The sequence below is a fragment of the Microcystis sp. LSC13-02 genome, assembly GCA_002282935.1.
Taxonomy (GTDB): Bacteria; Cyanobacteriota; Cyanobacteriia; order Cyanobacteriales; family Microcystaceae; genus Microcystis.
Window position 1 is genome coordinate 1 of sequence record MTBT01000268.1, and the last position, 15,301, is coordinate 15,301.

11 protein-coding genes and 1 pseudogene are annotated in these 15,301 nt (G+C 42.4%); 5 read left to right on the forward strand and 7 right to left on the reverse strand.

What is annotated here, in order from left to right; translation table 11 throughout:
- Window positions 1-298, reverse strand: a pseudogene (locus tag BGL89_RS17080) (RNA-guided endonuclease TnpB family protein); the annotation flags it as partial.
- 217 nt (window positions 299-515) lie between these two features.
- On the opposite strand from BGL89_RS17080, the gene BGL89_RS17085 reads away from it, so the two are divergent.
- Window positions 516-2,714 (forward strand): phosphoketolase family protein, encoded by a 2,199-nt coding sequence (locus BGL89_RS17085; protein WP_286826732.1) that lies wholly within the window; start codon window positions 516-518, stop codon window positions 2,712-2,714.
- 69 nt (window positions 2,715-2,783) lie between these two features.
- Here the strand turns inward: BGL89_RS17085 and BGL89_RS17090 are convergent, their stop codons facing one another.
- Window positions 2,784-3,719: a 2OG-Fe(II) oxygenase gene (locus BGL89_RS17090; RefSeq protein ID WP_286826733.1), complete on the reverse strand. Its 936-nt coding sequence runs from the start codon at window positions 3,717-3,719 to the stop codon at window positions 2,784-2,786.
- Window positions 3,720-3,803: 84 nt separating this feature from the next.
- Here BGL89_RS17090 and BGL89_RS17095 point away from each other — a divergent pair, with 84 nt between their 5' ends.
- The 3 genes from BGL89_RS17095 to BGL89_RS17105 all read left to right on the forward strand — a co-directional run bounded on the left by BGL89_RS17095 (window position 3,804) and on the right by BGL89_RS17105 (window position 9,229).
- Window positions 3,804-4,931, forward strand: a complete 1,128-nt coding sequence (locus BGL89_RS17095; RefSeq protein WP_286826734.1) for an ABC transporter permease — start codon at window positions 3,804-3,806, stop codon at window positions 4,929-4,931.
- Window positions 4,932-4,987: 56 nt separating this feature from the next.
- Entirely contained in the window at window positions 4,988-6,214 is a 1,227-nt protein-coding gene (locus tag BGL89_RS17100) for a glycoside hydrolase family 10-like protein (RefSeq protein WP_286826735.1), read from the forward strand.
- A 135-nt stretch (window positions 6,215-6,349) separates the two neighbouring features.
- Window positions 6,350-9,229 (forward strand): UPF0182 family protein, encoded by a 2,880-nt coding sequence (locus tag BGL89_RS17105; protein ID WP_286826736.1) that lies wholly within the window; start codon window positions 6,350-6,352, stop codon window positions 9,227-9,229.
- A 149-nt stretch (window positions 9,230-9,378) separates the two neighbouring features.
- Here the strand turns inward: BGL89_RS17105 and BGL89_RS17110 are convergent, their stop codons facing one another.
- The 5 genes from BGL89_RS17110 to BGL89_RS17130 form a co-directional block, all read right to left on the reverse strand.
- A complete protein-coding gene (locus tag BGL89_RS17110) occupies window positions 9,379-9,546 on the reverse strand; it encodes a hypothetical protein (protein WP_286826737.1) in 168 nt (55 codons plus the stop codon).
- A gap of 162 nt (window positions 9,547-9,708) precedes the next feature.
- On the reverse strand, window positions 9,709-12,369 hold the full coding sequence (gene clpB / locus BGL89_RS17115) for an ATP-dependent chaperone ClpB (RefSeq protein ID WP_286826739.1): 2,661 nt from the start codon (window positions 12,367-12,369) through the stop codon (window positions 9,709-9,711).
- Window positions 12,370-12,461: 92 nt separating this feature from the next.
- A complete protein-coding gene (locus tag BGL89_RS17120; RefSeq protein WP_286826741.1) occupies window positions 12,462-12,947 on the reverse strand; it encodes a GNAT family N-acetyltransferase in 486 nt (161 codons plus the stop codon).
- A 22-nt stretch (window positions 12,948-12,969) separates the two neighbouring features.
- Window positions 12,970-13,278 carry a hypothetical protein gene (locus tag BGL89_RS17125; protein ID WP_002781238.1) on the reverse strand — a complete coding sequence of 103 codons (309 nt, stop codon included), beginning with the start codon at window positions 13,276-13,278 and terminating at the stop codon, window positions 12,970-12,972.
- Window positions 13,279-13,397: 119 nt separating this feature from the next.
- Window positions 13,398-14,291 (reverse strand): methylenetetrahydrofolate reductase, encoded by an 894-nt coding sequence (locus tag BGL89_RS17130; RefSeq protein ID WP_286826742.1) that lies wholly within the window; start codon window positions 14,289-14,291, stop codon window positions 13,398-13,400.
- Window positions 14,292-14,517: 226 nt separating this feature from the next.
- Here BGL89_RS17130 and BGL89_RS17135 point away from each other — a divergent pair, with 226 nt between their 5' ends.
- On the forward strand, window positions 14,518-15,231 hold the full coding sequence (locus tag BGL89_RS17135; RefSeq protein WP_286826744.1) for a GDSL-type esterase/lipase family protein: 714 nt from the start codon (window positions 14,518-14,520) through the stop codon (window positions 15,229-15,231).
- The last annotated feature ends 70 nt before the right edge of the window (window positions 15,232-15,301 follow it).

Sequence of the window (15,301 nt, forward strand, 5' to 3'; positions counted from 1 at the left end):
AACCCTTTTTCCCAAGTATCTTAGCATGACAATTCTGGTAAAACCTAGTAATTGATTGCCAGGCTCTATCAGCAGCCGATTGACGAGCTTGTGAGTTTAATTTATCAACCCAAGGTGTCTCTTTATTGTTAGCTAGTACCGCACAAAGCTTTTGGAGGTCATTGCGGGTTGTTCCTTTATTTTCTATCCAATAACGAACACAAGAATTACGCACAAACTGAGAAGTTCTGATAGCTTCATCGAGCCGGTGATATTGCTCTGGTGTTCCGTTTTTTAGCTTTGCTTCTACGACTAGCATCTAACAATCCACGACCATTGGCTAAATTAGGTATAACACAGTTTACCCACAGATGGTGGAATTAAATCGATGCTCCGCGGTTGATATTCTGGTCGGATTTCATCCCCCGCTAATTTTGTTGAGTATCTTGTCGAAAAATGTAGCGGGGGCATTCATCCGACATTTTAGGTAAGATAGTTTTAACGATTGCCTGTATGTAAAGGGGTATATTAATTTCATGACAGCTACTAGCACAATTCCCGATTTTTGTCAAGGGATAAAATATTTTGGGGCTTCCTTACCCGAATTTGATAAATATGCAGGAAAAGCCGCTATCGCTGAGGGAAAAACCGCTATTATTGCCGCTAATGACCCGAATGCTATCTATCAAACCCTCCTAGCCGCCGATGCTTTGCGTTACCTCACCCTACAAATCACCGCTACCAAAGAATCGGGACACCCCGGCGGTTTTGCCAGCGCTGCCGACGTGATTGCCTCTTTGATGATGTTAGGCCAGAAAAATATTTTCACCGAAGTGGGCCATCATGCCCCCGGTTTTTATAGTAACGTCTTTCTCGATCGCTCTCTCGAAGCCATGGGCATCAGCAACGTCAGGGAATTGGGAGAACGTTTTCGGGAAAAACACGGACTTTTAGGGCATCTTTCTGGACAAATCCCCGGACTGCTCGGGCCGGCCGGTCCTTTGGGCCAAGGACAACATTTCGCCATGGCGGCGGCCAAATTACACCCTAATACCCTTTTCCCTGTGACTATCGGGGATGGTGGTTTAGGAGAACCGTACATTATGAGTAGTTTTGGTCATTTTCACACTGCTTACCCTGAAATTACCAATTTTCTGCCGATTTTAGTTTGGAATGGCTATTCCCAAGAACACCATAGCATGGTGTCCCTGAAAACTAACGCCGAAATGGAAGCCTATTGGCGCGGTAATGGTTTTGAGGAAGTGATTTTAATTAATGCCAAAGACTTCGATAATGCTAATCAAAATGGGGAATATGTAGATAGCACCAAATTCTCTTTTAACCAGCGTCTGGAGTTCATGAAAGCGGTGTTAATGGCCACGGATAAAGCCGCCCAATTAGCTTTAGGAGGCCAACTAACGGTGATCATTATTAAACAACTTAAAGGGGCGGGAGTTCACAAACGGGGAGCGGCTTCCCATAATCTTTATCCAGGAGATTCTTTAGAAAAAGATTATATCGTTACTGCCTTACAAGAACGCGCTTTACCCCCTGAAGCTTGGGCAATTGTTCGTACTAATTTCGAGCGCTCTGGAGGCGGTCCGGCAGTGGAAACAGTGGTGACGGAAAAAGTCTTCCCGCTGCCGGATTTAGGAACCTTACCGATGGCCGAATATAGCGTCGGTGGCGATAAAAAAGTAGCCACCACTGCCATGGGGGAATTAGTGGTAGCTGTGGGTAAAGCTGACCCCAATTTTGTCGTCACTAATGCTGATGGTAATGCCGCTTCGGGAATTAATAATATTAACGTCGGTTTAAAGATTATTCACCCCACCAGCGATGATAGCTATTTCCAAGCACCTAACGGTCAAGTTTATGAGCCTTTAAGCGAGGATGCCTGTGCTGGATTAGCCGTCGGTTTATCTCTCTTGGGAGGGCGGACTTTATGGTGTTCCTACGAGTCTTTTGCTATCAATGGTTTACCGATTTGGCAGACTGTAACCCAAGCGATGGCCGAGTTACGTCGTCCCACCCCTTCTACTATTACTTTATTCACCGCCGGAGCCTTGGAGCAAGGGCGTAATGGTTGGACACACCAACGCCCAGAGATTGAAAATTATTTCGCCGCTATGATGCGAAATGGTAATATTTTCCCGCTCTTTCCCTGCGATGCTAACAGTATTCAAGTCTGTTATGAATGGGCGTTAGGAACTATCAATAAAGGCATTACAATCACCGCTAGTAAATCGCCTTTACCGGTGCGAACCACTTTTGAGCAAACCCGCCAAGCTTTAGAAAAAGGCGGCGTAATTCTCCACGAATCGGAAGGCAGTAAAAAAGTCGTTTTTGCCGTCATTGGCGATATGACTTTATTACCCGTCTTTGAGTCTGCACAACAGTTAGAAGCAGCGGGAATCGGTGTAAAAATCGTCTCGGTAATTAATCCCCGTCGTCTCTATCGTCCTGGCGATGTGATGAGTGAAACTAGCTCGGCAGCTGATAATAATTTCCTCGATGATGCTGGTTTTGACAGTCTCTTTGCCGGTGATGCTTTAATCGGAGTAACCGGTGGTACAAGCGCCATGTTAGAACCGATTATGTTACGCAGTAATGCGCGTCGGGATGTCTTCGCTTGGAAACGGGGAGAAACCACCGCCAGTGCCGGGGAAATTATGGCCTATAATGGCTTAACTGCCAATGCTTTAACTGCGCGTGCTACCCAGTTATTAGGTTAAGTTCCCAGTTAGTTTTTTTTGATTATTCCCTACTCTCTCTGATTGGAGAGTAGGGATTTTTTCCTCAGGTCACTTTCGCCAACGGGATAAACTTTTAATCATTTTCCATAGGCGAGGATATTGGAGGGATAGATAGCGTTTAATATGGGATTTTAAACTAACTAAATCCTGAGATTCTTTCAGTTCTCTATCTTGATAAAAACGAATTAAATCATCCCGTCTTTTCAGTAAAATTTTAATTTGTTGGTAATCTTCTGAGCTTAAAACTTGATGGGGTTGAATATTTTCTGGCAGCGGGCGCGGGATGTAAAAAGTTGTATGAGATGGTGATAATTCCTGGTCCGGACGTTCTTTAGTATAGAGATAGATAGAAAGAGATTTACGCGATAAATGCCGTTGATTTTCTGGCAAATTAATCTGAGAAAATCCATGCCATGAATATTCATTGGTTTCAAAAATAACACAACAATTAAAGATAGGTAGAAAAGATTTAATCTTATTTTCTTCCGGTTGACGAGGATTGGAATGTAACTCTAGATTCCCTCCCCAATCTGCTTGCCATTGGGGATTTAAATAGATTAATAAATTCAAGCGGCGATGATACCAATGACGCTCATCGAAGTTAAAATCAATGTGAGGGTCTAATTCTTGACCGTGTAAATTTTCGTGGGTTCCACCCCCATAAAAACTAGGGTCTGGAATTAAATTATCGACACCGGTTAATTCGGAAATTAACTCTAAAAACTCTTTAGCTTGAACGTAGCGGCCAAACTGTTGATAAATACCCCCTAAACCGATTAAATCCTCATTAACCGCCTTGCCGCCAACTTTTCCTAACTCACTAATGGCTTTTTGCGGATTAAAACTCGGAAAATTTTCCAGCAAAATTTGCGCTTGCTCCCCAACTAAAAAATTATCGATGACCAAATGCTTAAACGGTTGCGCTGTCTCAAAATCTTGACGATAGACAGAAGATTTCTCATAAACAAGGGGATTAATAAACATTAGACAGCTTTTTTGTTGGTATGATAAATTATAGCAATCAAACTAGCAAAATAAAGATTAACTCTCCTATTGACCTAATCGCCTATGGACTGGTGGCACAAACTCAAAGATAATCCTCTCGCCCGTTCGGGAGCAGTTTTACTGTTAATCTTCTATTTAAGTGTAATTGCGGCGGATTTTGTCGCTCCCTACTCTCCCTACTCCTCCCAACCCGGTCAGTCTCTCCTACCCCCCACTCAAATCTTTTGGCGCTCGCAGTCGGGAAGTAACAAGGGTGAGTGGATTGGCCCCCACGTCTATCCCACCACTCAAAGTGCTATTAATATAGAAACTGGTGAGCGGAAGCTAATGAGAGATTTTAACAAACCCTTGCCGCTGCGTCTCTTGGTTAAGGGTGAAACCTATAATTTAGGTCAAATTCGCCTACCTTTGCCGCCAAAATGGGAGGAAGTAACTTTATTCGCCGGTATCCCTTTTGATCTCCATCTGTTCGGAGTCATCGGCGATGGTAGAATCAATATATTGGGAACTGACGAATCGGGACGCGATAGTTTTAGTCGCTTGATTTTCGGGGGCAGAATTAGTTTATTTATCGGTTTGGTCGGGATTTTAATTTCTTTCCCTATCGGTTTATTTGTCGGTGGCGTTTCTGGCTATTTTGGCGGTTGGTTAGATGCGATTTTAATGCGTTTTGTGGAAGTTTTGATGACTATCCCCGGCATATATTTACTCGTGGCCCTAGCGGCAGTTTTACCCGCAGGATTAACCAGCACCCAGCGCTTTTTATTAATCGTCCTGATTACTTCTTTTATCAGTTGGTCGGGATTAGCGCGGGTAATTCGCGGTCAAGTTTTATCCCTGAAAGAACAGGAATTTATCCAGGCCGCTAAAGCTATGGGAGCAAAACCCCTTTATATTATTCTGCGTCATGTGCTGCCCCAAACTGCCAGTTATATCATTATTTCTGCTACGTTAGCTGTGCCGGGGTTTATCGTGGCCGAATCGGTTTTAAGTTTAATTGGTTTGGGAATTCAACAACCAGATCCTAGTTGGGGAAATATGCTTTCTCTGGCTACCAATGCCTCAATTATTGTTCTACAACCCTGGTTAATTTGGCCAGCTGCTTTGTTAATTATTCTCACCGTTTTAGCTTTTAATTTACTCGGTGATGGTTTACGCGATGCCCTAGATCCTCGCAATTTAGAGAGATAATTTAGTTATTTTAGCCATTATCAGTGAACAGTCTCCCCACTTCCCCACTTCCCATTATGAATAAAATCAGTAAAACTTTTAATAATTTCGCCGATAGTTTGGTGATTTATAGTCAAAGATACGGGAAAATAAGCTGGTTAATATTTTTAATTATCTTTGCTTTTATCATGACGATAACCTTTAATTTTCCCGCACAATCGACCAATAAAACCCAAGAAAAAACCGAAATTCGTGGAGTTTGGTTAACTAATATCGATAGTGAAGTGTTATTGAAACCGGAAACCCTAAAAGATGCCCTTAATAGGTTGGCTGATTTAAACTTTAACACTATTTATCCCACGGTCTGGAATTGGGGTTATACACTCTATCCTTCTAAGGTAGCAGAAAAAGTTACGGGACGAGCGATCGATCCCCATGAATCTTTAAAAAATCGCGACTTTTTAGAGGAAATAATTAGCCAAGGTCATCGGAAAAAATTAAGAATTATTCCCTGGTTTGAATTTGGTTTTATGGCTCCTGCGGATTCAGAATTAGCAAAACGACATCCCGATTGGTTAACCCAAAGACAGGATAAAAGTGTGATTTGGTGGGAAGGAAAAGTGCATCAACGGGTGTGGTTAAATCCCTTACATCCGCAAGTAAAAAACTTTATTACGGATTTAGTCAGCGAGATTATTACTAACTACGATATAGAAGGAATTCAGTTTGATGATCATTTTGGTTATCCCGCCGATTTTGGCTATGATGAAACCACGATTAAACTCTATCAAAGGGAACATTCGGGACAATTGCCACCGCAAGATTACCAAGATAAAGCATGGATTCAATGGCGGGCCGATAAAATTACTGACTATATGAATAGTTTAGCCCAGACGATTAAAAAGCGCCAACCTACAGCGATTATTTCCCTATCTCCTAATCCCTACACTTTCTCCCTAGAATCCTATCTTTTAGATTGGCAAAAATGGCAAGAAAAAAACTTGATTGATGAGTTAATAGTACAAGTGTATCGAACTGATATGAACGCCTTTGACTGGGAATTATCGCAACCAGAATTACAGCAAGCTAGAGAATCTATCCCCGTGGCTATTGGGATTTTATCTGGTTTAAAAGGTCGTCCGATTCCGATGGTTAATATTACTCAACAAGTGGAAAAATCGAGACAACAAAATTTTGGTGTTTCTTTCTTTTTCTACGAAACTTTATGGAATATCAGCAATGAATCTCCTTCCTATCGACGCAGGATTTTTCGGGAAATACTCCAGTCTGCTAATCCTAGCTAAAATTGCTGACTTTAAGCGAAATTATCGCCCTAACCCCGCTATAGTTTCTTAAGTTTATCTTTAAACTAAGAAAAAGCAGCAGGGAGAAACTAAAATCGCTAGAATGAAAGAAGACTCTCTTTTATCACTTTATCCATGCTGATCAGATCTAACCGAAGCTCGATCGCTAAACCTATTTTACTGTTTCTTGGCTGCCTTGTGATCGGGCAGTTGGGGATATTAGTGGTAGCCAATAGCCTCTGGTTTACCGAGATGGGTTATTTAAACACTTTCCTGAAGCAATTATCTTGGCAACTGGGATTAGGTTGGGGAAGTGCGATTCTTTCTCTACTCTTTATTTTTACTAATTTACGTTTAGCCCAGCGTTTTCGTTGGCAAAAACCCCGGGAAGATAGTTATCCTCTTAGTTCTCAATCTCCTAGTATTAATTTACTCGGTCTTTTGATTATCGCAACGGGAATTGGAGCTTGGATCGGGTCAATGTTATTGTATTACAGTAAACTAGCCCTCAGTCTCTGGACACCAGATTTTAATCTCCCTAACCTTAGTTCTTCCCTAAGTTCTCCTCTGGAAATAGTTTGGATTAGGCAAGTATTAACCGATATTTCCAGTAATCTGTGGCAAGGGGTAATTATCGCTCTTTTAGTCTTGGGATTATTAATTAAAACCGAGTATTTTTTGCGAATAATATCTATAGTATTCACTGTAATGCTATCTCTTATTATTGCTGGGCAGTGGGCGAATTTTTTAAAATATTTTTATGGTGTTCCTTTCAATATTAACGATCCTCAATACGGGAATGATTTAGGTTTTTACATCTTTCAATTACCCCTGTGGCAGTTACTAGAATTATGGCTCGGTGGTGTGGGAATATATACTCTTTTTGCTGTTAGTTTAACCTATCTTTTTTCGGCCGACAGTCTTTCTCTGGGAACATTTCCGGGGTTTTCCCGTCCGCAACTGCGTCATTTATACGCCCTATGGAGTGGGTTAATGGGGCTGCTAGTATTACACCATATTATTCAGCGTTACCTGCTACTGTATTCTCCCGAAGGAGTAGTTTATGGTGCGGGTTATATCGATATTCATGTTGGCCAATTTATTGAAATTATTCTGGGAACTATTGCAGGAATAACCTCTATATGGTTAGGAGAAAAAGCATTATTTGGTAAAATAAACCGTCGCAAATTACACAAAACTACCAGGAAAAAGTTGGTATTTTCCCCCTACTTAGTTCCTGTATTTCTCTATTTAATTGTTTGGACAAGTGGCACAATTATCAGTGGAGCATTACAAAAAATAATCGTACAACCGAATGAATTAGTGAGAGAAAGACCCTATATTGAAAGAAGTATTCAATCCACAAGAGCAGCTTTTTCCTTAGATAGAATTGATGCCCAAGTTTTCGATCCACAGGCCGAATTAAATGCCGAAGTTTTAGAGAGAAACCATCTAACTATCGATAATATTCGTCTTTGGGACACCAAACCACTGCTAGAAACTAACCGACAATTACAGCAAATTCGCTTATATTATAAATTCCCCGATGCTGATATTGATCGCTATAGGGTACGAGTGGGAGTGCCTGAAAAAATCGAGGAACGTCAAATATCTGAAAAACAACAGACCATTATTGCCGCTAGAGAATTAGATTATAGTGCGGTTCCCACTTCTGCTAATACTTGGGTGAATAAACATCTCGTTTATACCCACGGTTATGGGTTCACTCTTTCCCCGGTTAATTTAGTGGCTGCTGGGGGTTTACCCTACTATTTTGTCAAAGATATCGGCACAAATAAAGACGAAGGAGCCCTACAAACCTCTAGCGAATTAATTGATTATAGTATTCCCATTGGTAAACCCCGCATTTACTACGGGGAATTAACTAATAATTATGTGATGACTCCCACCACCGTAGAAGAATTGGATTTTCCTAGCGGGGATGGAAATGTCTATAATACCTACGATGGTAAGGGAGGAATCCTAGTGGGGACGGGGTGGAGACGTTGGCTATTTGCCCTTTATCTGCGGGATTGGCAAATGTTATTTAGCCAAGATTTTACTCCCGAAACTCGCTTATTAATGCGTCGTGATATCCAAAATCGCGTGCAAACTATCGCCCCTTTTTTAAATTATGATCGCAACCCCTATTTAGTAGCGGCAGATGTGGGGGATAGTAGTAGTAAATTACATTGGATTATTGATGCTTATACTATCAGCAATCGCTATCCCTATTCTGACCCCGGGAAAGATAAATTTAACTATATTCGCAATTCGGTCAAAGTGGTAGTGGATGCCTATCATGGAACGGTGAATTTCTATGTTGCCGATGAAAATGATCCAATCATTCAGACCTGGAGTAAAATCTTTCCTCATCTCTTTAAATCTTTAGCAGAAATGCCAAAAACTATCCGCAGTCATATCCGTTATCCCGAAGATTTATTTAGTACCCAAGCGGAAAGATTATTAACCTATCACATGACCGATCCGCAAGTATTTTATAATCGGGAGGATCAATGGGAAATTCCCCTAGAAATTTACGGCACGGAACCCCAGGCTGTATCACCCTATTATTTAATCATGAAACTGCCCGATTCCGACAAAGAAGAATTTATTCTCCTCCATCCCTATACTCCCTCTAGTCGGCAAAATTTAATCGCTTGGTTAGCAGCGCGTTCAGATGATAGAGAGTATGGTAAGTTATTGCTCTATCAATTTCCTAAACAAAGGTTAGTGTATGGACCGAATCAAATTGAGGCTTTAATTAACCAAGATCCAGATATTTCTCAACAGATTTCCCTTTGGAATCGGGACGGTTCTAAAGTTTTGCAAGGACACCTATTAATTATTCCCATTGAACAATCTCTGCTTTATGTAGAACCTTTGTATCTAGTGGCAGACCAAAATAGTGTCCCGACAATCGCTAGAGTAACAGTTGCTTATCAAAATAAAATTGTCATGGAACCAACCTTGAAGGAAGCTTTAGAAAAGCTATTCTCAGGTCATCAGAGCTAAATTGCTGCTAATTGGCCACAAATTAGCAAGAAAGCTGATGTTGGTTCCAGAACAATCCTCCATATCCCCGAATTTGCCCGGAAAATTGCCTGCTCTGGTTAATCAGCCAATTTTAAAATCCAGTATCATCAAAGGATTGAGTTATTCTTTTAATTGGAAAAGTGGGCAATTAATTCCGTGCGAGATGAATTAATTAGGGTTGAGTGAAAAAGTCTTTTAGTGGGGACAGGGAACAGGGAACGCCGGAACCGCCGAACGGGAACAGTTTTTGAGGCTTTAACCCATCCGGCACTGTCATAGAGCGTTACATTTGGCACTTTTTCGCTCCTAAAAAACGGCGAAACTCTTGTCCAGATTACCTTGTATTAGTTCTTCAGCAAACCCTATGTAAAACCTGTTTAGCCACATTCACAATGCCTTTTGGGGTAAAATTCTGTTTAAATTGGCTAAATTGGGGGGAATATATCCCCTATCTGGTTTTAATCTGAACTGAGGTTAACCACAGCTAATTCTAATCTTGGCTCTTCCTTTTCTAGCTCCTTTTTGCTAAAACTTAACACCTCATCTAGACAATCAATTACCACCGTATCCCCTTCCATAAAAGCTTGTTCGAGAATTTTTGTGGCTAAAGGATTCTCCAACTCCCGTTGGATAGCACGTTTTAAAGGTCGCGCACCGTAGGTGGGATCGTAACCAACAGTAACGATATGATTTTCTGCTGCCGCAGTTAATTCTAGATTGATTTTTTGTTCTCCTAATAATCTTTCCAGACGCTGTAATTGCAGACGAACAATGTAACGCAATTCTTCTTTTTTCAGGGTATGGAAAATAATTAAATCGTCGATACGATTCAAAAATTCGGGACGAAAATGACTCCGCAAAGCTGTTAAAACCCGTTTCCGCATCTCCTCATAATCGGCATCTTCGGAAACATTTAAAATATGGTCACTGCCAATATTACTGGTCATCACGATAATCGTATTCCGAAAATCCACCACGCGCCCCTGAGAGTCGGTAATGCGCCCATCGTCAAGCACTTGTAATAAAATGTTAAAAACATCCCGATGTGCTTTTTCCACTTCATCCAATAAAACCACAGAATAGGGACGACGACGCACCGCTTCCGATAGTTGTCCCCCTTCCTCGTAACCCACATAACCCGGAGGCGCGCCGATTAACCGCGAAACCGCGTGTTTTTCCATGTATTCCGACATATCGATGCGAACCATGGCCTCCTCGGAGTCGAACAGTAACCCCGCTAAGGCCCGCGCTAACTCGGTTTTACCCACTCCTGTAGGTCCCATAAATAGGAATGAACCAATTGGACGGGAGGGATCTTTCATTCCCGCGCGCGCTCGTCGAATCGCCGCCGCTACTGCCGTGACCGCTTCATTTTGTCCGACAACTTTTTTCTGTAAATGAGACTCTAATTCTAATAATTTTTGTCGTTCTGATTCCATTAAACGATTGACTGGAATTCCTGTCCAACGGGCAACTATTTCGGCAATATCGGCATCAGTTACCTGTTGTCTTAACAGGGTAGAACCTGCCGCTTGAATAGTTTCTAGTTCTTTTTCTTTTACTTCTAATTCCCCTTGTAAAATTTCTAGTTTGCCATACTTTAATTGGGCTGCTTTATTGAGATCATAAGCCCGTTCCGCCTGTTCCACCTGTAGGCGCAATTGTTCCTCTTCCTCTCGCAATAATTTAATTTCCTCGGCGATATGTTTTTCCGTTTGCCATTGGTCAGCGAGGGGCTTTTGTTTACTTTCTAATTCCTCAATTTCTTCGATAATTCTTTCTAAACGCTCTTGAAAAGCTCGATCTTTTTTCTCCTCTTTTTCTAAGGAGAATTTTTCCATCCGTAACTGCATTAAGCGACGATCTATCATTTCCAAATCGGCGGGTTTAGTGGTACTTTCTACCTCTAATTTGGCCGCCGCTTCATCGACTAAATCGATCGCTTTATCTGGTAAAAAGCGATCGCTAATATAACGATGGGATAAGGTAGCTGCTGCCACTAGGGCCGAATCGGTAATTGTCACCCCATGATGCAGCTCATAACGTTCTTTTAAACCCCGCAGAATTGAGATAGTATCCTCCACGGAAGGTTCCTTAATATAAACCTGTTGAAAACGTCTTTCTAAAGCGGGATCTTTTTCAATATGATTGCGATATTCATCTAAAGTTGTCGCCCCAATACAGCGCAATTCCCCCCGAGCTAACATAGGTTTTAATAGGTTGCCTGCATCCATCGATCCCCCTTCCCTAGAACCCGCACCGACGACGGTATGTAGTTCATCGATAAAGAGAATAATTCTCCCTTCTGATTGGGTAACTTCTTTCATGACTGACCGCAATCTTTCCTCGAATTCGCCTCGATATTTTGCCCCAGCGATTAAACTTCCCATATCGAGGGAAATTAACTGACGATTTTTCAAAGATTCGGGAACATCTCCGTTAACAATCCGTTGAGCTAATCCTTCAGCTATAGCGGTTTTTCCTACCCCCGGTTCACCGATTAAAACCGGGTTATTTTTAGACCGTCGCGAGAGGACTTGCACCACCCGTCGAATTTCTTCATCGCGACCGATAACCGGGTCTAATTTGCCTTCTTTGGCCGCTGCTGTTAAATCCCGGCCATATTTATCTAAAGCTTCGTATTTTTCCTCTTGATTGGGTTCAGTAACCTTTTGAGTACCGCGAATAGCTTTGATAGCTAATTCTAAATCTTGGGGGTCAAGATTGAAGGTGCGTAAACATTTCCGGCCAACCCTTTCATCTTCGGCAAAACCGACGAGAAGATGTTCGACGGAGATAAATTTATCTTGCCAACTTTCCCGGGATGCTTCCGCTCGATCGAGCAGCAGATCGAGACCACGACCTAGGTATAATTGATCGACGATGGCCACTTTCGGCTGTCGGTTGGTGAAGACTTCTAGCTGTTGTTGCAGTCGCGGAATTTCAATATTAGCTTTTTGTAAAATCCGGGTGGCTAGACCGTTATTCTGCTCTAGGAGGGCAATAATAACGTGTTCCACCTCTAAGGTCTGATTTTTAAAGCGTCGCGCAATTTCTTGCGATTTAACAATCGAATCCCAAGCTTGTTCGGTAAATTTATTCGAGTCTGTGGGTTGCATTCTGCACCAATGAGGAAAGCCAGTGTCAGAGGTCTAGTATAGCAAGGAGTCTCGATCGATCACAAAGTTCCAGGAGCCACAAAAGCTCTGACTTATTTATCACTATTACCCAATTCGCTTAAAGCAGTCCCGGTGAGACGACAAATTTGCCACTCTTTGAAGACCTTAGCCCCCATTTTTCCATAAAAATCGATCGCCAGTTGATTCCACTCTAAGACAGTCCATTCTAAAAGTCCTGCATCCCTAGCGACGGCAATTTTAGCCACAGCAATTAGTAAAGCTTTCCCGATCCCTTGACTGCGATAATCGGGTAAAACGAAGATATCTTCTAGGTAAAGCCCCGGTTTAGTGATAAAGGTGGAATAGTTAGCAAAAAATACGGCAAAACCGACTATTTTACCCTCTACTTCCGCCACCAATGCTTCGATGTAGGGTTTTTCTCCGAATAAATGATCCCCTAACGCTTGACTATTTCCTGTCATTAAATGGCTGCGTTCTTGATAGGCTGCTAAGGCAAGAATTAAGTCAAAAATAGCCTTGACATCGGTAGCAACGGCAGCACGGATGGAATAATTCATGATTGCTGGTCAAATCTTGATTTTAATGCTGATGATGTTTATGGGGAGATTCAGCAGGGGGAGAATTAAGATTGGAAAAATGACCGTTATTTAATCCCATCCCAACGCTACCAATACTGAAAAGTCCCATGGAAACAAAACCGGCTGCAATTGTCCCCATGGCCACGGTTCCAATGGAAACCACTCCCATAGGAACAATACCGATGGAAATAACGCCCATGGGAACAATGCCAATAGAAATTATACCAGTGGGGGCAATACCGATCGACAACCATTTTCGCCCGGAATTACCACAACTATTCTCTTTTTCTTGACCTAGATTGGAATCCATGCTTTTAATCCCGAAGATGCTTTGAGCCTTCCCATCCTAGGTTAGGGGTAGAATTCTTGTCAAAAGACCGCTAGTCAAAATGAAAGTTAATTTTTTATAAAAACTATTGACTTTTCATCTCAGTTATGTATTGGCGGGATACCAGCCGCGTCGAGAATTTTCGGGACTAAATCCTCCCGTTTAATCGCCATGATGTGGACACCTTGACATAACTGCTGGGCTAATTTTATTTGTTCGGCGGCGATTTTGATGCCTTCTTCGAGAGGATGAGCTGCATCGGCGAGTCTTTGAATGATCTGGTCGGGAATTTGTACCCCTGGCACATTTTTATTTAAAAATACGGCGTTTTTAGCTGATTTTAACAGAAAAATCCCCGCTAGAACTGGTTTATCGGCGAGGGAGGCCACCTGCTGCATAAACTTATCAAGGCACTCGAAATCCGTAACTAATTGACTTTGAAAAAACTGCGCTCCTGCTTCGATTTTACGCTCAAAACGGCGTTGAAGACCAGACCAACTTTTTGACTGCACATCGACGGCAGCCCCGGCAAAAAGTTCTAGAGGTCCATCCGGTAAAGATTTATCGTTAAAGTCAAAACCTTTATTCAATTTATCGATTAATTTTAACAAACGTACCGATTCTAGGTCAAAAACTGCCCTAGCTTGGGGATGATCTCCTGCTTTGACGGGATCTCCAGTTAAAGCTAGTATATTTCTCAATCCTAAAGCATGAGCGCCCATTAGGTCTGCTTGTAATCCGATCACATTGCGATCGCGACAGGCCATTTGACAGATGGGTTCGATGTCGTGTTGATAGAGAATAGCGGAGGCTGCCAGAGAGGACATTCGCACTACGGCGCGACTGCCATCGGTAATATTAGCCGCATGAACGCGATTTTTTAGCCAGAGGGCCATCTCTAGCATATGACTGGCATTACCACCTTTCGGGGGAGTAATCTCGGCTGTAATCAAAAATTCTCGGTCTTGAACCGCGCGTCGTAAACGAGTAGTCATCGAGTTATCTAGGGTTTAATCATAAATTCTATAGTAGATTTAGCCCGAAAATCACTCGGAGGGAAGGAATGATCATCGGGCTGCGTGCTTTATACTGGTCAGTGTCAGTGCCTAGCTGATATCTAAGTTAGCTGGCAGGAAAAATTTTCTAATGTAGTATAATACACTGACAGTTTAACCAAATTCGTTTACAAGTGTAAAGGACAACCGATTCGATCGAGCGATCATGCAAACTCTTTCTCGTTTACCTACTAAAGACAAAGGCCTAATCATGCCCCATCCCCTCAAAATCGTCGCTTTAGGTGATAGCCTTGTGTATGGCTATGGCGACCCCGTGGGTGGCGGTTGGGCCGAGCGCCTACGTCGTTTGTGGATGGAAAGTGCCGGTCATGCCCTGTATAATTTGGGTATTCGCGGCGATCGAGTGGTACAAGTGTCCGAACGTTTAGAACAGGAATTTCGTCTCAGGGGGGAAATTCGCAATCGTCTCCCCGACCTGATTCTTCTCTCCGTCGGTGTTAATGATACAGCCCGCTTGGGCCGGCCCGATGGTCGCACCTACACCGATCACGATCTTTTTCAAACTCAAATCGAACATTTACTCGCCCGGGCCCGTTCTCTTTGCCCGGTTTTGTTTATAGGTATGATTCCCGTGGATGAGCGGAAAATGCCCTTTTTAGATTGCTTTTACTTCAACCATGGCGATCAGTATCGTTTTAAAGAAACCACTAAACAAGCTTGTCTAGAGCAAAATATTCCCTATCTCGATTTATTTGATCTCTGGATGGACCGGGGTGATCTGTGGTGCCAAGAAAGATTAATGGCAGATGGACTTCATCCCAATGTGCAAGGCTATCAATCAATTTTAGAGGATATTTTAAACTGGTCGCCCCTCACCTCCTTTGTCGGTGTGGATGGTTTTATCTTAAATGTCGGGTGAAGACCCTCAGTTTCACTGACGGGATGAAACCCGACCAATATAGAACAGCGAAGCACCACTAAATCCTTGA